The organism is Nocardioides ginsengisegetis, assembly GCF_014138045.1.
Classification (GTDB): Bacteria; Actinomycetota; Actinomycetes; order Propionibacteriales; family Nocardioidaceae; genus Nocardioides; species Nocardioides ginsengisegetis.
This window is the reverse complement of sequence record NZ_JACGXA010000001.1, coordinates 508,891-524,377: the sequence shown is the minus strand read 5'-3', so window position 1 is coordinate 524,377 and position 15,487 is coordinate 508,891. Positions and strand designations below refer to the sequence as shown.

Annotated in this window: 17 protein-coding genes; 11 read left to right on the top strand and 6 right to left on the bottom strand. The window is 71.9% G+C overall.

Annotated elements, in window-relative coordinates:
* Positions 1 to 39 precede the first annotated feature (39 nt).
* Positions 40 to 525, top strand: coding sequence for an XdhC family protein (locus FB382_RS02495; RefSeq protein WP_182536511.1), 486 nt, complete (start codon positions 40 to 42; stop codon positions 523 to 525).
* A gap of 15 nt (positions 526 to 540) precedes the next feature.
* Here the strand turns inward: FB382_RS02495 and FB382_RS02490 are convergent, their stop codons facing one another.
* Complete coding sequence (locus tag FB382_RS02490; protein WP_182536509.1) at positions 541 to 900, bottom strand: hypothetical protein; 360 nt, start codon at positions 898 to 900, stop codon at positions 541 to 543.
* A gap of 67 nt (positions 901 to 967) precedes the next feature.
* Between FB382_RS02490 and nicT the strand changes: the two genes are divergently transcribed.
* Positions 968 to 2,065, top strand: coding sequence for a Nickel transporter NicT (gene nicT / locus FB382_RS02485; protein ID WP_182536507.1), 1,098 nt, complete (start codon positions 968 to 970; stop codon positions 2,063 to 2,065).
* Here nicT and FB382_RS02480 read toward each other — a convergent pair.
* Positions 2,052 to 3,125, bottom strand: a complete 1,074-nt coding sequence (locus FB382_RS02480) for a DNA glycosylase AlkZ-like family protein (protein WP_182536505.1) — start codon at positions 3,123 to 3,125, stop codon at positions 2,052 to 2,054. The genes nicT and FB382_RS02480 overlap by 14 nt on opposite strands.
* 268 nt (positions 3,126 to 3,393) lie before the next feature.
* Here FB382_RS02480 and FB382_RS02475 point away from each other — a divergent pair, with 268 nt between their 5' ends.
* Both FB382_RS02475 and FB382_RS02470 read left to right on the top strand, forming a co-directional pair.
* On the top strand, positions 3,394 to 4,632 hold the full coding sequence (locus tag FB382_RS02475; protein ID WP_182536503.1) for an HNH endonuclease signature motif containing protein: 1,239 nt from the start codon (positions 3,394 to 3,396) through the stop codon (positions 4,630 to 4,632).
* A 212-nt stretch (positions 4,633 to 4,844) separates the two neighbouring features.
* Positions 4,845 to 5,429, top strand: coding sequence for a hypothetical protein (locus FB382_RS02470; protein WP_182536501.1), 585 nt, complete (start codon positions 4,845 to 4,847; stop codon positions 5,427 to 5,429).
* 9 nt (positions 5,430 to 5,438) lie between these two features.
* Here FB382_RS02470 and FB382_RS02465 read toward each other — a convergent pair whose 3' ends face one another.
* Complete coding sequence (locus FB382_RS02465; protein WP_182536499.1) at positions 5,439 to 6,131, bottom strand: LuxR C-terminal-related transcriptional regulator; 693 nt, start codon at positions 6,129 to 6,131, stop codon at positions 5,439 to 5,441.
* Positions 6,124 to 7,434 (bottom strand): ATP-binding protein, encoded by a 1,311-nt coding sequence (locus tag FB382_RS02460; protein WP_182536497.1) that lies wholly within the window; start codon positions 7,432 to 7,434, stop codon positions 6,124 to 6,126. Before FB382_RS02460 ends, FB382_RS02465 begins: the two co-directional genes overlap by 8 nt.
* A gap of 155 nt (positions 7,435 to 7,589) precedes the next feature.
* Here FB382_RS02460 and FB382_RS02455 point away from each other — a divergent pair, with 155 nt between their 5' ends.
* From FB382_RS02455 to FB382_RS02445, 3 genes are read left to right on the top strand one after another with little or no spacing between them, the layout of a single operon-like run.
* Positions 7,590 to 8,801 carry a PspC domain-containing protein gene (locus tag FB382_RS02455; RefSeq protein ID WP_182536495.1) on the top strand — a complete coding sequence of 404 codons (1,212 nt, stop codon included), beginning with the start codon at positions 7,590 to 7,592 and terminating at the stop codon, positions 8,799 to 8,801.
* Positions 8,801 to 9,133, top strand: a complete 333-nt coding sequence (locus FB382_RS02450) for a hypothetical protein (protein ID WP_182536493.1) — start codon at positions 8,801 to 8,803, stop codon at positions 9,131 to 9,133. The genes FB382_RS02455 and FB382_RS02450 overlap by 1 nt, the downstream gene beginning before the upstream one ends.
* On the top strand, positions 9,130 to 9,345 hold the full coding sequence (locus FB382_RS02445; protein WP_182536491.1) for a PspC domain-containing protein: 216 nt from the start codon (positions 9,130 to 9,132) through the stop codon (positions 9,343 to 9,345). The genes FB382_RS02450 and FB382_RS02445 overlap by 4 nt, the downstream gene beginning before the upstream one ends.
* Before the next feature lie 6 nt (positions 9,346 to 9,351).
* On the opposite strand, the gene FB382_RS02440 is transcribed toward FB382_RS02445, so the two are convergent.
* Positions 9,352 to 10,356, bottom strand: coding sequence for a glycerophosphodiester phosphodiesterase (locus FB382_RS02440; protein WP_182536489.1), 1,005 nt, complete (start codon positions 10,354 to 10,356; stop codon positions 9,352 to 9,354).
* Between the two features lie 92 nt (positions 10,357 to 10,448).
* Between FB382_RS02440 and FB382_RS02435 the strand changes: the two genes are divergently transcribed.
* The 4 genes from FB382_RS02435 to FB382_RS02420 all read left to right on the top strand — a co-directional run bounded on the left by FB382_RS02435 (position 10,449) and on the right by FB382_RS02420 (position 15,047).
* Positions 10,449 to 10,991, top strand: coding sequence for a YbaK/EbsC family protein (locus tag FB382_RS02435; protein ID WP_182536487.1), 543 nt, complete (start codon positions 10,449 to 10,451; stop codon positions 10,989 to 10,991).
* A 36-nt stretch (positions 10,992 to 11,027) separates the two neighbouring features.
* Positions 11,028 to 11,501 (top strand): DUF6328 family protein, encoded by a 474-nt coding sequence (locus FB382_RS02430; RefSeq protein ID WP_182536485.1) that lies wholly within the window; start codon positions 11,028 to 11,030, stop codon positions 11,499 to 11,501.
* A gap of 67 nt (positions 11,502 to 11,568) precedes the next feature.
* On the top strand, positions 11,569 to 13,293 hold the full coding sequence (locus FB382_RS02425) for an ABC transporter transmembrane domain-containing protein (RefSeq protein WP_182536483.1): 1,725 nt from the start codon (positions 11,569 to 11,571) through the stop codon (positions 13,291 to 13,293).
* A complete protein-coding gene (locus FB382_RS02420; protein WP_220481232.1) occupies positions 13,290 to 15,047 on the top strand; it encodes an ABC transporter ATP-binding protein in 1,758 nt (585 codons plus the stop codon). The genes FB382_RS02425 and FB382_RS02420 overlap by 4 nt, the downstream gene beginning before the upstream one ends.
* A 19-nt stretch (positions 15,048 to 15,066) precedes the next feature.
* Here FB382_RS02420 and FB382_RS02415 read toward each other — a convergent pair whose 3' ends face one another.
* Positions 15,067 to 15,441 (bottom strand): hypothetical protein, encoded by a 375-nt coding sequence (locus tag FB382_RS02415; protein ID WP_182536481.1) that lies wholly within the window; start codon positions 15,439 to 15,441, stop codon positions 15,067 to 15,069.
* Positions 15,442 to 15,487: the final 46 nt, after the last annotated feature.

The following is a 15,487-nucleotide window of genomic DNA, read 5'->3' as shown; positions in this document are numbered from 1 at the left end:
GCCATGACGGACAGCCGGATCGGGCGGATACTGCCCCGTATGACGCAAGCGACGAACGTGCTGGTGGTCGGCGACGGACCCGTCGCCACCGCGCTCGTGCCGATGCTGGAGACCCTCGGCTGGTCACCCGTCGTCGCGACCACGATGGAGGAGGTGTGGACGGGCCTCGCGGGCGTCGATGCCGTCGTCGTGCTCAGTCACCACGACGAGGTGGACGCGCCGGCCATCAAGGCGGCACTGACGTCCGGGACGGCGTACGTCGGGGCGATGGGCTCCCGCAAGACCCAGGCCCGCCGCCGGGAGTGGCTCACGGAGCACGGCGTGACCGAGGCGGACCTGGCCACGCTGCGGGCGCCGATCGGTCTCGACATCGGCGCCGACGAGCCGGGCGAGATCGCGGTCTCGATCCTCGCCGAGATCGTCGCCGTACGACGGGGCGCCGCCGGCGCGGGCGCGATCAGCGGCCGTGAGGGCCCGATCCACCCGGACCTGGATCCGGGCACGGCCTTCTGCCCGGGAGGCTGACCGCGCTCCTGTCCGTCAGGACGAGTGGACCGGCGACCAGAAGAGCGCGACGGCGATGTTGGCCAGCGTGAGCAGGAGGATCCCGGCCCACAGGCCCTGCGGGATCCGCTCCTTGCGCATGTTGGCCATGACCAGCACCAGGATCACCAGGCCGATCGCGAACTTCACCGCGATCTTGGCGTGGTTGACCGGGTCGTCACCGGACTCGAGCACGCCGACGAGCAGCAGGCCGGCGAGGAACGCCGTGCCGATGCCGTCGCGCATGGGGGCGTTGACGACCTTCTCGGGGAGCCGGGCCTGGACCAGCAACCCACCGAGGAGTGCGGCGAAGCCGACGATGTGGAGGAAGAGCAGCACCAGCCGGAGCGTTTCCATGGCCAGATCCTAGGGGTACGCCGACCTCCTTATTGCACATTGTTTGCAAGTGGGTACGCTGGGCAACATGACGCCCACGACGATCGACCGCCCGGTCCGTCGGCCGCTCTCGGCCGGCGAGAAGCGCAGTCTCGTCCGCACCCTCGGCTTCGTGCTCCTGCTCCACGTCGTGGGCTGGGGCCTGCTGGTGGGCGTCGTCGCGCCGCACGACTACGAGGTCGGGGGCAAGGTCCTCGGCGTCGGCCTGGGCCTCACTGCCTACACGCTCGGCATGCGGCACGCCTTCGACGCCGACCACATCGCCGCGATCGACAACACCACCCGCAAGCTGATGGCCGAGGGCAAGCGCCCGATGAGCGTCGGCTTCTGGTTCAGCCTTGGCCACTCGTCGGTCGTGTTCGTGATGGTGATGGGGGTGGCGCTCGGCGTCCGCGCCCTCTCCTCGGGCATCAACGACCAGAACTCCGCGCTCCAGCAGCTCAGCGGCGTCTGGGGCACGCTGATCAGCGGCGGGTTCCTGCTCGCCATCGGCCTGATCAACCTCGCCGCGCTCATCGGCATCGTGCAGGTCTTCCGGTCGATGCGCCGCGGCCACTTCGACGAGGCCGAGCTCGACCGCCAGCTCGACCAGCGCGGCTTCCTCAACCGCATCCTGGGTCGCGTCACCCGGGCGGTCACCAAGCCGTGGCACATGTACCCCACCGGCTTCCTCTTCGGCCTCGGCTTCGACACCGTCACCGAGATCGGCCTGCTGGTCATCGCCGGCGGCGCGGTCGCGGCCAGCCTGCCGTGGTGGGCCGTGATCACGCTGCCGATCCTGTTCGCGGCCGGCATGAGCCTGCTCGACACCCTCGACGGCGCCTTCATGACCGTCGCCTACGGCTGGGCCTTCGCCCGCCCGGTGCGCAAGATCTACTACAACATGACCGTCACGGCCCTCTCGGTCGCCGTCGCCCTCATCATCGGCGGCATCGAGATCGTCGGCCTCCTCGCCGACAAGGCGGGCGTCACCCACGGCCCCCTCGCCGCGGTCGCCCACGTCGACCTCGAGTACGTCGGCTACGGCATCGTGCTGCTCTTCGTCGTCACCTGGGCCGCCTCGGTCGCCATCTGGAAGCTCGGGCGGATCGACGAGCGGTGGAGCGCCCACCTCACCCGCAGCTGATCTCCAGCTCCAGCTCGAGCCAGTCGGCGAGGTCCTCGATCTCCTCACGCACCTCGGCCGCCAGCCGCTTGCCGAACGGCTCGTCCTCGTGCACCGCATCGACGCGCAGGACCCCGGCCCGGCGGTCCGCTGTCGCGTCCAGCTTCCCGACCAGCCGGTCGCCGTGCAGGATCGGCATCGCCCAGTATCCGAAGCGCCGCTTGGCCGCCGGCTTGTACATCTCGAGCTGGTAGTCGAACTCGAACAGGTCCTCCATCCGCTTGCGGTCGAAGACCAGCCGGTCGAGCGGGGACAGCAGGACGGTGCGCCCGGTGAAGGCGTCGTCGAGGTACGACGGGTCGACGCGCCACGTCCCGCGCAGCCCCTCGACGACGGCACGCTCCCCCGCCTGTCCGGCGCGCCGGGCGATCCCCAGCGAGCGCAGGTGGCGCTCGTCCCGGATCCGCAGCGCCTTGTCGAGCGGGACCACCGGTACGTCCGGATAGACCCGCTCGGCGAGGTCCCAGAGCCGGTCGCGACCCTCGTAGCCGGCGGCCGCCACCTCCCCGCGGCGGACCAGCAGTCCGAGCAGCATCCGCACGTTGCGGTCGTTGTTCCAGCCGCTCGACTCCCACGGCAGCACGGTCGTGTCGGGCAGCGCGCTCGAGGGCAGCGGCCCCTCGTCGTACAGCTTGTCGAGGATGTCGCGGCGACACCCGTCGTTGGTCTCCAGCCAGTCTCGGGCGTCGCGCTGCCACTCGATCAGGTCCCCGGTCCCCGGCCACACCGCCATCTCCGCCCGGAAGAGCGCGATGTCCTCGGCCGGCCGGAGCATCCCCTGCAGCTCGATCAACGAGCCCGCGGCCACCGCGTCCTCGAGGTCACCGCGCCGGTGCTCCGCCCCCAGCCGCGACCACACCACCAGGTCGGCGCTCGGCGCCACCGCCGCCGTCGGGTCGGCCTGGAGCACCGTCAGGTGGCGAGCCACCTCGTGCAGACCGGTGGGGCGGGGCAGGTCGAGCAGCTGGGCGCGGACCGCGATGCGCCGGGCGTCGGCGCGGGTCAGGTGGTGCACGTCCATCCCGACATTCTCGCTTCGCTGGTTGACGTGGGGACCTGTTCGCCGACGTTGGGTGCGGGGCCTCGCGCCTTCGGCGCGTATTTCTTTGACTTCCGTGGTCACCGCAGGGTTCGCACGAGGTGCCTCCGGGCCCTGATTCCTTGCTTTCGGCTTCTTCACTCGACCGTTCGATCGAGGCTTCAAGATTCTCTCGATTCTTTACCTTTCTCTAGTCGAAATAGAGGCTCTGGCCTGCGGTTTTGTCGGTGGTCCCTGCTGGAATTGACCCATGACAGCGATGGTCACCCAGCCGCCTCGACACCAGGTGTCGCGAGCTGTCGAGGCCATGCAGTCGCAGCTTGCGGAGCTGGCGGATGTCTCGTTGTGGTCGATGTCGCCGGACGAGTCCGCTGCCACCCTCACGGCGGCGACCCGGCTGTCCGCCCAGCTCGCGGAGCTGGAGATGCGGGTCGCCGAGCACGCCAAGACCGTCGGGGTTGGGGAGTCCGTCGGGGCGACCTCAACCTCGAACTTCTGGGCGCACGCGACCAACCAGACCCGTACTGCGGCGCACGGGAAGATGCGCCTCGCGGTCGCGCTCGCGGCGCGGCCCGCGTTGCGTACGGCGGTGGCCGCGGGCGACGTCCTCGTGGAGCAGGCGAGGGTGATCGTCGATGCGGTCGAGGTCCTCCCGGTCGAGCACCGCGACGAGGCCGAGGCGATGCTGATCAAGTTCGCCGCCGAGCACGACGCCAAGGCGTTGAAGAGGCTGGGCCGACGGATCCTGGAGCTGCTGGACCCCGAGGCCGCCGAGGCCCACGAGGCCAAGCAACTCGAGGACGAAGAACGCGAGGCCGCCCGGTCCACGAAACTCACCATGACCGACGACGGGCACGGCAAGGTCCATGGCCGGTTCACGCTGCCGTCCGCGCAGGCCGCGATGTTGAAGAAGGCGCTGCTCGCGTTCGCCGCCCCGAAGCACCGGGCCGCCGTCGACGGTTCAGTTGGCGAACGGCGGCCCAGTGCGGAGCGGATGGGGCAGGCGTTCGTCGAGCTGATCGAGCGCTACCCGACCAAGAAGCTCCCCAAGGCGGGCGGCGTCAACGCAACCGTCGTGGTGACGATGGACATCTCCACCCTGATGGGCGGCCTCAAAGCAGCCTCCTTGGACACCGTTGAGCGGATCACCGCCGGCCAGGCGCGGCGGCTGGCCTGTGAGGCCGGGATCATCCCCGCCGTGCTCGGCGGCAAGTCCCAGGTGCTGGACCTGGGCCGCAAGCGCCGCTTCCACACCGAGTCCCAACGGATCGCGATGGCCATCGAACAGGGCGGCTGCAACGCCGAAGGATGCGACTGGCCACCAGGCCTGTGCCACTGCCACCACGAAATCCCCTGGCACCTCGACGGCGAGACCTCCGTGGAGAAGGGCATGCTCCTCTGCCCCCACCACCACGCCCGGGCCCATGATCCGAAGTTCACGATGACCAAACAGGCCGGCGGGAAGGTCGCCTTCACCAGGCGGACATAGACCGCTCTCCCCCTGTCCTCACGTGGTCGCCGACAACGGCATGGTGAACGGCTGGACCCCGCGCGCGTCGGTGCACGGCGTCCTCGACTGAGCGCCGCTCTGGTCCAGAAGGGCGATCTTTCGCGGGACCCGTCCGGGCGCCGGCCGGGTCAGATCAGGCCATGTCCCCGTCCGGGACGGCGCGTGTAGGAAGGGTCGAAGGAGGTAGAGCCATGACCAGAATCCGCGTGGCCGTCGTCGCCACGATCGCAACTGTTGCCGCCGCCCCCGCACTCCTGCCCATCCAGGCGGAGGCCAAGATCTTCGCCAAGGACCGCTTCCACGACGTCTATGTGTCCGACCCCTACGACTGCGACGGCACCCCCGCCATCGACTCCGGCGACGTCGTCGGCCACGTGACGGCAGTCCTGAAGGGGAACAGCAAGTTCCCGTTCTTCCGGCTGCACGTCGCCGGCACCGGGGTGACCACCAACACCGACACGGGTGGCACCTACACCAACATCTTCGCCGTCAACAACATCGACCAGAAGATCGTCGACAACGGCGACGGCACCATCACGATCACCGGCCAGTCCCAGGGGAGCTCCCGTTACTACGACCAGTACGGCAACTTCGTGCTCAAGGACCCCGGCATGATCCGGATCTCCGTCGTCATGGACTACCACGGGACGCCGGGCAACCCCGACGACGACACCGAGGTGCCCGGCACGTTCCGGATCGTGAAGCCGTCGACCGGGAACTCCGACTTCTCGACGCGTGACTTCTGCGCCGACCTGCGCCAGTTCACGACCCCGTAGCAGCGGGGATCAGAGGAGCCGCCGGTCCGAGGCCCAGCGGGTGAGCTCGTGGCGCGAGGACAGCTGGAGCTTGCGCAGCACGTTGGACATGTGGGTCTCGACGGTCTTGATGGAGATGAACAGCTCCTTCGCGACCTCCTTGTAGGCGTAGCCGCGCGCGATCAGCCGCATCACCTCGCGCTCCCGCTCCGTCAGGCGGTCGAGGTCCTCGTCGACGGCGGAGACCTCGATGGTGCCGGCGAAGGCGTCGAGCACGAAGCCCGCCAGCCGGGGGCTGAAGACGGCGTCGCCGGTCGCGACCCGCTGGATCGCCTGGACGAGCTCGGGGCCGGTGATGGTCTTGGTGACGTAGCCGCGGGCTCCCCCGCGGATCGTGCCGATCACGTCCTCGGCGGCGTCGGACACGCTGAGAGCCAAGAAACGCGGCGGAACCCCGGACGTCGACATCGTCGGGGACGTCGCCAACCTCCGCATCACCTCGACACCGCCGCCCCCGGGCAGGTGCACGTCGAGGAGGACGACGTCGGGGTGGTGCTCGGCGATCGCGGCGACGGCCTCGTCGACGTCCGCCGCCTCGGCGCGTACGTCGATCTCCGATGCCCCGGCTGACTCGAGCTCGGCCCGGACGCCGCGGCGGAACATGCCGTGGTCGTCGACGATCACGATCGTCACCGGGCCCACCGGGGTCGGTGCGTCAGTCATCGGAGTCCTCCTGTCGGGGCGCCTCGGCGCCGGGGTGGCGGGGCAGGTGCAGGCGCACCTCGGTGCCCTCGCCCGGGGTGGACCGCACCTCGGCACTGCCGCCGTGTCGGTCCATGCGGTCGATGATGCTGTGGCGGACGCCGTAGCGGTCGGCGGGGGTGTCCGCGGGGTCGAAGCCGTGGCCCCGGTCTCGCACGAACACGTCGACGGCGGTGGGCGTCACCTCGGCGTAGACGTCGACCCGGCCGGTGCCAGCGTGCTTGGCAGCGTTGGTGACGGCCTCGCGGGCGGCCGAGACCACCGCCCGCAGGCTCTCGTCGAAGTCGCAGTCGCCGACCGTGACCACGTCGACGGTGACGCCGTGGGCGTCCTCGATCGCGGCCGCTGCGCCCCGCAGCGCGCTGGCCAGGGTCGAGTCGTCGGTCGACTCGCCGGCGTAGAGCCAGGACCGGAGGTCCCGCTCCTGGGCGCGGGCGAGACGGGCGACGGTCGTGCCGTCGTACGCGTTCTTCTGGATCAGCGCCAGGGTCTGGAGGACCGAGTCGTGCAGGTGCGCCGCCACGTCGGCCCGCTCCTGGGTGCGCACGCGCTCGGCCCGCTCCGCCGTCAGGTCGGAGGCGAGGCGGTAGACCCAGGGACCCACCACGATGCCGATGCCGACGACCCCGAGCGCCGCCGCGACCGTGACGTCGCGCGCCATCGCGAGCGAGCCACCGCGGAAGGCGAACAGCGAGAGCGCCGTGATGACCATGCCGACCCCGGCGGCGAGCCGCGCCCAGGCGGCCCAGCCGCCCGAGCCGAGGACCACGCGCACCGGGTCGATCCGGCCGGTCGTGTCGAGCCACCGCTCCCGCTGTGCCTCGTCGGCCTGCCGCCACAGCAGCGCGACGCCGACGACGCCGATGAAGAGCGGCCAGAAGACCGCCCCCTGGCCCAGCACCGCCTCGGCCAGCAGGATCAGGCCGAAGCACAGCGCCGCGACCGCGACCGCCGGACCGGCGTCGGCGAGCCGGCGGATCCGGCCCGGCCGCATGCCGGCACGGCTGGCGCTCTCCAGGCCCGGGGCCCCGGTGTCGAAGCGGCTGTCGGACGGCAGCACGAGCCAGAGGCCGGCGTACAGCGCGATGCCGAGGCCGCCGAGCACGCCGGAGACGACGAAGAAGATCCGCACCCAGAGCACCGGCACGGCGAGGTGCCGCGCGAGGCCCCCGGCGACGCCGCCGATCATGGGGTCCTGCGCGTTGCGCGTGGCGCGGCGGGTGGCGCGGTTCGCGTCGGCCGCGGTGGGTGCGGTGGTCGTCATCTCGCCGCAATCGTCACACAGCGCGGGGCCGCCAACCATGAGGCATGACCCCGAGACGACCCTGACCGCCTCCCGGGGTCGAGCCGGGCCGAACGGCCCACAGATCAGGTATTTCCCCGATGGTGCGCGGACCCGCGGCGGACGAGGCTGGTGCCATGACAACGACACCGCCCGATGCACCCTCCGGCCCGGCGCCCGGCGCCGACCACGGACCCCGCGTCAACCGCGACGACGTCCGTGACCTGAGCCGCCTGCGCCGCACGGTCGACGACCGCAAGGTCGCCGGCGTGGCGGGCGGCATCGCACGTCACCTCGACATCGACCCCCTGGTCGTGCGGGTGACGTTCGTCGTGACGGCGTTCTTCGGCGCCGGGCTGATCTTCTACGGCGCCTGCTGGCTGCTGCTGCCCGAGGAGGGCAGCCCGCGCCGGCCCTTCGGCCTCGACGACCGCAGCCGCGCCGTCGCGCTCATCATCGGTGGCGTCATCGCGGCGCTGACGCTGATGGGCAACACCTGGTCGGGCGTCTGGTACCCGTGGCCGCTCGTCATCATCGCCCTCGCGGTGCTCTTCTTCCTCACCCGGAAGAACCGCCGGCCGTCGGTGCCGCCCGCGGCCGGGCCCACGCCGTACGCAGCGCCGTACGAGGCCCCCAGCCCCGCGCCGTACACCGCGCAGTACGCCGTCCCGCCGAGCGCCCCGCAGTACTCCGACATCCGCTGGGTGCCGCCGGCCTCCACCGTCGCCCCGGTGCGGCCGTGGCCGCCGAAGCGGCGTGGGCCGATCCTCTTCTGGTTCACGCTCGCGCTGATCGCCCTGGCCGAGGGGACCCTGGGGATCGTGGACGTCGCCGGCCTGCACGTCGTGCCGTCGGCCTACCCGGCGCTGGCCGTCGCGATCACCGGCGTGATGCTGCTGGTCGGTGCGTTCTTCGGACGGGCCGGGGGCCTGATCCTGGTCGGCCTGATCGGTGCGGCCGCCCTCGCCGGCACCACCGCGGCCGGTGAGTTCGACGGCACCCAGCTGCACCCGACGCCGACGTCGTCGGTCGCCCTCCCGGACGGCTACGAGATCTCCAACGGCGAGGTGGTCCTCGACCTCCGGCAGGTGCGTGACCTCGGAGCCCTGGACGGCCGCACCATCTTCCTGGACGCGAAGTTCGGCCGGATCGAGGTCATCGTGCCTCCGGGCCTGAGCACCTCCGTCACCGCCCGTGTCCACGGCCCCGGCGACATCCAGCTCTTCGGCGAGGAGTCGGGCGGCATCGACGTCCAGATGTCCCGCACCCACGAGGCCGCCCGCCAGGGTGCGCCCCAGCTGACCATCGACGCCGAGCTCAGCGTCGGCTCGATCGAGGTGCACCAGTGATGAAGGAGCAGACCATGGACACCGACCAGCTCGGGCAGCCCGAGCGCATCTCCGGCCGCCACCCCGTCAGCATCGGCCACCTCGTCATGGGCCTGGCCTTCGTCGGACTCATCGGCGTCTGGGCGCTGGTCCAGGGCGACGTCGTCCAGGGCGACGACATCCGCTGGCTGCTGCCGGTCCCGTGGGTGGTCGCCGGCTTCGCCGGACTCATCGCCACGACCATGACCAGCCGCGACCGCTGGTCCAGCCGCAGCACGGGTTGGGTGGGCACGAACGACACCACCGACCCGACCACCGAGACCACCCCCATCACCCACGAGGAGACCCGATGACCACCCAGCCCCAGCCGTCCCCGATCCCCACGCGGCGGCTCGTACGCCGCACCGACAACCGGATGATCGGCGGCGTCTGCTCCGGCGTCGCGGACTACCTCGGCATCGACGTCACGCTCGTGCGGGTGCTGACCGTGCTCGGCGCGATCTTCGGCATGGGCTCGCTCGTCGTGGCCTACGCCGTCATGTGGCTGCTGCTGCCCGAGGAGTGAGCCCGGTCAGACCAGGACGCGTGCCGCCTCGACCCAGAGGCGGCGCGCTTCCGCCACGGTGTCGCTGGCGTCGGTGAACACGCCGTCGACACCCGCCTCGAGGAACGCCCGGGCCTCGCCGAGGGCGTTGCCGCGGACTCCCGCGGAGCCCGGCACCCGGAAGTTGGTGCCGAGGAAGTGGTTCTCGTCGCGGAGCGTCCACACGTGCACGACCAGCCCCGCGGCGTGCGCGTTGCCCACCAACGTCGACGGCTCCCCCGTCGCCCCCGTCGCCGGGTCACGCGGCAGCACGAGGTCCTTGTGGACGCCCACGCCGGCGGCGTACGTCGCGATCGTGGCCAGGCCCGCGCGGGTGAGCATCCCGGCGTCCGGCGCGTCGACCAGCTGGATCAGCGGCAGCTCGGTGCGCCGGGCCAGAGCCCGCAGGTTGCCCTCCTCGAACGACTGCAGGAAGACCCGCGAGCCCGGGTGGTCCAGGCCGTGGCGTCGCAATGCCGCGAGCATCGGCTCCTCGAGCGCCAGCCCCAGACCGGCGAAGTACGACGGGTGCTTGGTCTCCGGGTAGACGCCGATCCGGCGGCCGGTGCGACGGGACTCCGCGGCGACCAGCTCCAGGATCTCGTCGAAGGTCGGGACCTCGAACAGCCCGTCGTACCGGGTGTTGCCGGGGCGCAGCTCGGGCAGCCGCTCGGTGGCGCGCAGGGTCTTGAGCTCGGCGAGCGTGAAGTCCTCGGTGAACCAGCCGGACACCACGACCCCGTCGACGCTGCGGGTCGCCCAGCGGTCGGCGAACTCCGGGTGCTCGGCCACGTCGGTCGTGGCCGCGATGTTGTTCTCGTGACGCGCGACGAGCACCCCGTCGCGCGTGGAGACGAGGTCGGGCTCGACGTAGTCGCAGCCGAGCGCGATCGCGAGCCGGTAGGAGGCGAGGGTGTGCTCGGGCCGGTAGCCGCAGGCCCCACGGTGGCCGATCACCAGGGGCAGCTGCTCGGGGAGACGGCGGGTCGTCATGACCTCCAGCGTCCGGGGGCATCGTGACGGTGCGACGGGGTGCACGTGAACCCCGGGTGACCATCGGGGGACGAGCCCGTCAGGATGGGCGGGTGACGATCCCGAGCCTCGGCACCCTGACGTCCCTGCCCGTCCTCGAGCACCTCGACCTCGTCGGTGCACCCGTCGCGGCCGCGCTCCGCACCTGGCCCGGCGCCGCGGAGGTGGCGGTGGTCGAGATCGACCCCGACCTCGCCGACACGGCCGCGATGACCGAGGCCTACGGCCTGTCGATGCTCGACAGCGCCAACTGCGTGGTCGTCGCCGGCCGCCGCGGTGGCGAGGAGCGGGTCGCGGCCTGCGTCGTACGCGCCGACACGCGCGCCGACGTCAACAGCCTCGTCAAGCGGACCCTCGACGTGCGCAAGGCGTCGTTCCTGTCCACCGACCGCGCCGTCGAGGAGTCCGGCATGGAGTACGGCGGCATCACGCCGGTCGGCCTGCCCGACGACTGGCGGCTGCTCGTAGACGCGCGGTGCGTCGACATCGACGTGGCGATCGTCGGTGCCGGGGTCCGGAGCTCCAAGCTCCTCCTGCCCGGGCGGCTGCTCGCCGAGATCCCCGGCGCCGAGGTGGTCACCGACCTCGGCGTGTGACCCGCGGCGGAGCCCGATCAGGTCCAGACTGTCGCCATGAGTGACGACCAGGGTGATGCCGAGGAGACCGACAAGGAACGTCTGGACCGCAAGTGGGAGGAGCTCCTCCAGGAGCTCCGGGTGATGCAGACCGGGGCACAGCTGACGGCTGGCTTCCTGCTCACGCTGCCGTTCCAGCAGAAGTTCGCCACGCTCGACGACTTCCAGCGCACCCTCTACCTCTTCCTTGTCGCGGTCGCCGCCCTCACCACCGCCACCGTCATGGGGCCGGTGGCCGTGCACCGGCGACTCTCCGGTGAGCACGTCAAGGAGCGCGTCGTCGTCACCGCGCACCGGCTCGTCCACGTCGTGCTGCTCGGCGTCTCGACCCTGATCGCCGGCATGGCGCTGCTGATCTTCGACGTCGTGGTGGACCGCTGGGTCGCGGTCGCGGTGGCCGGCGCCCTCCTGGCCTACCTGGTCACGGTCCTCGTGCTGCTGCCCGCACGGCTGTCGGACGAGAAGTTCTGACCCCACCGCCGACCGGTCGGCGATAAACGATTCGCTCCGACCACCTGGAGATCCGTACCGTTCGAGGGTGCGCCAGCTCCCCCTCGACCATCCCGGCACCGCCGACCACCGGTCGCCGGGGCGGTTCCTGCTGTGGATGGCGAAGGGGCAGTGGCACACCCTTGCCCTCGGCATGTTCTTCGGCATCGTCTGGATGAGCTCGCAGGCGGTGCTGCCGGCCGTCATCGGCCGCGCGATCGACCGCGGCGTCGCCGCCCGGGACGGCTCCGAGCTGCTCAAGTGGGCGACGGTGATGTTCGCGATCGGACTGGTCCAGGCGGTCAGCGGCATCATCCGGCACCGGTTCGCGGTGACCAACTGGCTCACCGCCGCCTACCGGACCGTGCAGCTCGTCGGTCGCCAGACCGTCCACCTCGGCGGCACGCTCCCCCGCAAGGTCTCCACCGGCGAGGTCGTCGCGATCGGCACCAGCGACCTGTCCCACCTGGGCCAGGTCATGGACGTGTCCGCACGGTTCGCCGGCGCCGTCGTGTCGTTCCTGCTCGTGTCGGTGATCCTGCTGTCCACCTCGGTCACGCTCGGCCTGGTGGTCCTGGTCGGCGTACCCCTCCTGATGCTGCTCGTCGGGCCCCTGCTCTCCCCTCTCCAGGAGCGCTCGGCCACCCAGCGCCACCTGATGGGCGAGCTCTCCAACACCGCCAGCGACATCGTCGGCGGCCTGCGTGTGCTGCGCGGGATCGGCGGCGAGCAGGTCTTCCACGACCGCTACCGCCGCGAGTCCCAGACCGTACGACGCGCCGGCGTCGAGGTCGCCCGGCTCCAGTCGGTGCTCGACGCGCTGCAGGTCTTCCTGCCCGGCGTGTTCGTCGTGCTGGTCGTCTGGCTCGGCGCCCGCTACGCCGTCGAGGGCCGGATCACGCCCGGCGAGCTGGTCGCGTTCTACGGCTACTCGGCGTTCCTGATGATCCCGCTGCGCACCGCCACCGAGTACGCCAACAAGATCATCCGCGCCCGGGTCTCGGCGCGGCGCGTCTGCCGGGTCCTCGCCCTGACCCCCGACGTGGTCGACCCGGAGGTCCCGGCCGCGTCGCCGCCGCCCGGCTCCGACCTGCTCGACGCGCGCACCGGCCTCCACGTCCGCGCCGGCCGCCTGACCGCCGTAGTCAGCGAGCAGCCCGACGAGTCGGCCGCGCTGGCCGACCGTCTCGGCCTGTGCGCCGCCGTGGTCGACGACGAGGTCACGCTCGGCGGGGTGCCGCTCACGTCGCTGCTGCGGGCCGAGGTCCGCGACCGGGTCGTCGTCTCCGACACCGGCGCCATCCTCTTCTCCGGACGCCTCGGCGACCGGCTGGACACCACGGGCACCGGCACGGTCGACCGCGCGCTCGACACCGCCTCGGCCGACGACATCCTCGAGGCCCTGCCCGACGGCCTGGACACCCTGGTCGCCGAACGCGGCCGGACGTTCTCGGGCGGCCAGCGGCAGCGGCTCGTGCTCGCGCGCGTGCTCACGGCGGACCCCGAGATCCTCGTGCTGGTCGAGCCGACGTCCGCGGTCGACGCGCACACCGAGGCCCGGATCGCCTCACGGCTGCGCGCGCACCGCGCCGGCCGCACGACCGTCGTGACGACGTCGAGCCCGCTGATGCTGGACGCCGTCGACGAGGTCGCGTTCCTGCGCGACGGGCGGATCGTCGCCACGGGCACCCACGGCGACCTGCTCGCGACCAACCCCGACTACCGGATGGTCGTCACCCGCGAGTCCGCCGACCAGATGGAGGCGGTCCGATGAGCGTGGGCACCAAGCTCCCCGTCGCGGACACCCGCGCCGTCCGGCGGTACGCCGCCCGGCTGGCCCGCCAGCACCCGCGGATGCTCTGGGGCGCGGTCGTCCTGCACGTCGCGGCCGCCCTGACCGGGCTGGCCGCCCCGCGGCTGCTCGGCAACCTGGTCCAGGAGGTCCAGAGCGGCACGACCACCGGCCACGTCGACCGGATCATGCTGTGGCTGGCCGGCTTCCTCGTCGCGCAGACGGTGCTCACCCGCTACGCCCGCTACGTCAGCACGGTGCTGGGCGAGCAGGTCCTGGCCGAGCTGCGCGAGGACTTCGTCGGCAACACCCTGGCCCTGCCCGTCGGGGTCGTGGAGTCCGCCGGGTCGGGCGACCTGCTCACGCGCACCAGCCGCGACGTCGACCAGCTCGGCTGGTCGGTGCGGATGGCGCTGCCCGAGTGGGTGATCGCCGTGATCACCGCGATCGTCACCTTCGTGGCCGCGATCAGTGTCGGCTGGTGGGTAGCCCTCCCCTGCCTGCTCGGCGTCCCGCCGCTCGTGATCGGGCTGCGCTGGTACCTCGCTCGCGCCAAGGACGGCTACCTCCGGGAGAGCGCGTCGTACTCCGCCATCAACGCCACCCTCACCGAGACCGTCGAGGGCGCCCGCACGGTCGAGGCGCTGGGCCTGGGCGACGAGCGGGTCCGCGCCATCGACGACGACATCCGGGAGTCCTACGCGGCGGAGCGCTACACGCTGTTCCTGCGCACGGTGTTCTTCCCCAACATGGAGATCGCCTACCTGATCCCCACGGTCGCCACGCTGCTCTTCGGCGGCTGGCTGCACATGCACGGCCACGCGTCGCTGGGCGACGTCACGGCCGCGACGCTCTACGTGCAGATGCTGATCGACCCGGTCGACCGGATCGTCTCGATCCTCGACGAGCTCCAGATGGGTGCGGCGTCGCTGGCGCGCCTGCTCGGCGTCGCGCAGGTGCCCGACGACCGCGAGGTCTCGGGCTCGACCCCCGACGGCGAGCAGCTCGACGCCTCCGACGTCCGGTTCTCGTACGTCGACGGGCGCGACGTCCTGCACGGCGTGGACCTGTCGGTCGGCGTCGGCGAGCGCATCGCCATGGTCGGCCCGTCGGGTGCGGGCAAGTCGACCCTCGGCCGGCTGCTCGCCGGCATCCATCCCCCGCGGACCGGCCAGGTGACCGTCGGCGGGGTCGGCCTGGTCGAGCTGCCCCTGGCCGACCTGCGCGGGCACGTCGCGCTGGTCACCCAGGAGCACCACGTCTTCGTCGGGACGCTCCGCGAGAACCTCGCGCTCGCGGCTCCCCCGGGAGCCACGGACGACGACATCCGGGCCGCCCTCGCGGCCGTGGACGCCCTCGACTGGGTCGACGCGATGCCGGAGGGCCTGGACGAGGTCGTCGGCTCGGGCGGGCGACCCGTCACGGCCGCGCAGGCCCAGCAGATCGCCCTGGCCCGACTGGTGCTCGCCGACCCGCACACGCTCGTCCTCGACGAGGCGACGTCGCTGATCGACCCGCGCGCCGCCCGCCACCTCGAGCGCTCGCTGGCGGCGGTGCTGCACGGCCGCACCGTCATCGCGATCGCCCACCGGCTCTTCTCGGCGCACGACGCCGACCGGGTCGCGGTGGTCGAGGACGGCGTGATCTCGGAGCTCGGCTCCCACGACGAGCTCGTCGCGGCGGGCGGGTCGTACGCCGCCCTCTGGGACAGCTGGAACGGCAAGCACCAGGCCTGACCCGGGGCGAGGGTCGGCATCAAGGCAGGTAGTCGAGGTTCAGCCGGATCACGTGGTCCGGCTCGTCCCGGTAGCCGCCCGAGAGCGAGCCGGTGGCCACGCGCTCGGCCACGGGGTCCGACACCTGCGTGAGGCAGGTCGGCTGCGGGCCGTCCAGCCCGGTGTTCCAGTGCGGCTGGAGGATGAAGCAGGGACGCTCGACCCCGGTCGTGGCGGCGGAGGAGAACGGCACCAGCGAGGCCGGGGCCTCGGAGCGGGTCGTCTCGACCGGCATGGCCACGGCCACCGGCGTGGAGAGCGCGACGAGGGCGACCGCCGTCGCCCCGAGCGATCCGGCTGCGGCCGAGGGGCACCACCAGGTGCGGGACTCGGCGGCGAGTGAGTAGCGGTTCATGACTTTCCCCTGTCGGAGTTTCTGTCGGGCCGGACGGTCTGGCCGG

Bases quoted from the DNA above. Each gene is read 5' to 3' on its own strand.
- FB382_RS02495 (WP_182536511.1), top strand. From the start codon at position 40: ATGACGCAAGCGACGAACGTGCTGGTGGTCGGCGACGGACCCGTCGCC.
- FB382_RS02490 (WP_182536509.1), bottom strand. From the start codon at position 900: ATGGAAACGCTCCGGCTGGTGCTGCTCTTCCTCCACATCGTCGGCTTC.
- nicT (WP_182536507.1), top strand. From the start codon at position 968: ATGACGCCCACGACGATCGACCGCCCGGTCCGTCGGCCGCTCTCGGCC.
- FB382_RS02480 (WP_182536505.1), bottom strand. From the start codon at position 3,125: ATGGACGTGCACCACCTGACCCGCGCCGACGCCCGGCGCATCGCGGTC.
- FB382_RS02475 (WP_182536503.1), top strand. From the start codon at position 3,394: ATGACAGCGATGGTCACCCAGCCGCCTCGACACCAGGTGTCGCGAGCT.
- FB382_RS02470 (WP_182536501.1), top strand. From the start codon at position 4,845: ATGACCAGAATCCGCGTGGCCGTCGTCGCCACGATCGCAACTGTTGCC.
- FB382_RS02465 (WP_182536499.1), bottom strand. From the start codon at position 6,131: ATGACTGACGCACCGACCCCGGTGGGCCCGGTGACGATCGTGATCGTC.
- FB382_RS02460 (WP_182536497.1), bottom strand. From the start codon at position 7,434: ATGACGACCACCGCACCCACCGCGGCCGACGCGAACCGCGCCACCCGC.
- FB382_RS02455 (WP_182536495.1), top strand. From the start codon at position 7,590: ATGACAACGACACCGCCCGATGCACCCTCCGGCCCGGCGCCCGGCGCC.
- FB382_RS02450 (WP_182536493.1), top strand. From the start codon at position 8,801: ATGAAGGAGCAGACCATGGACACCGACCAGCTCGGGCAGCCCGAGCGC.
- FB382_RS02445 (WP_182536491.1), top strand. From the start codon at position 9,130: ATGACCACCCAGCCCCAGCCGTCCCCGATCCCCACGCGGCGGCTCGTA.
- FB382_RS02440 (WP_182536489.1), bottom strand. From the start codon at position 10,356: ATGACGACCCGCCGTCTCCCCGAGCAGCTGCCCCTGGTGATCGGCCAC.
- FB382_RS02430 (WP_182536485.1), top strand. From the start codon at position 11,028: ATGAGTGACGACCAGGGTGATGCCGAGGAGACCGACAAGGAACGTCTG.
- FB382_RS02420 (WP_220481232.1), top strand. From the start codon at position 13,290: ATGAGCGTGGGCACCAAGCTCCCCGTCGCGGACACCCGCGCCGTCCGG.
- FB382_RS02415 (WP_182536481.1), bottom strand. From the start codon at position 15,441: ATGAACCGCTACTCACTCGCCGCCGAGTCCCGCACCTGGTGGTGCCCC.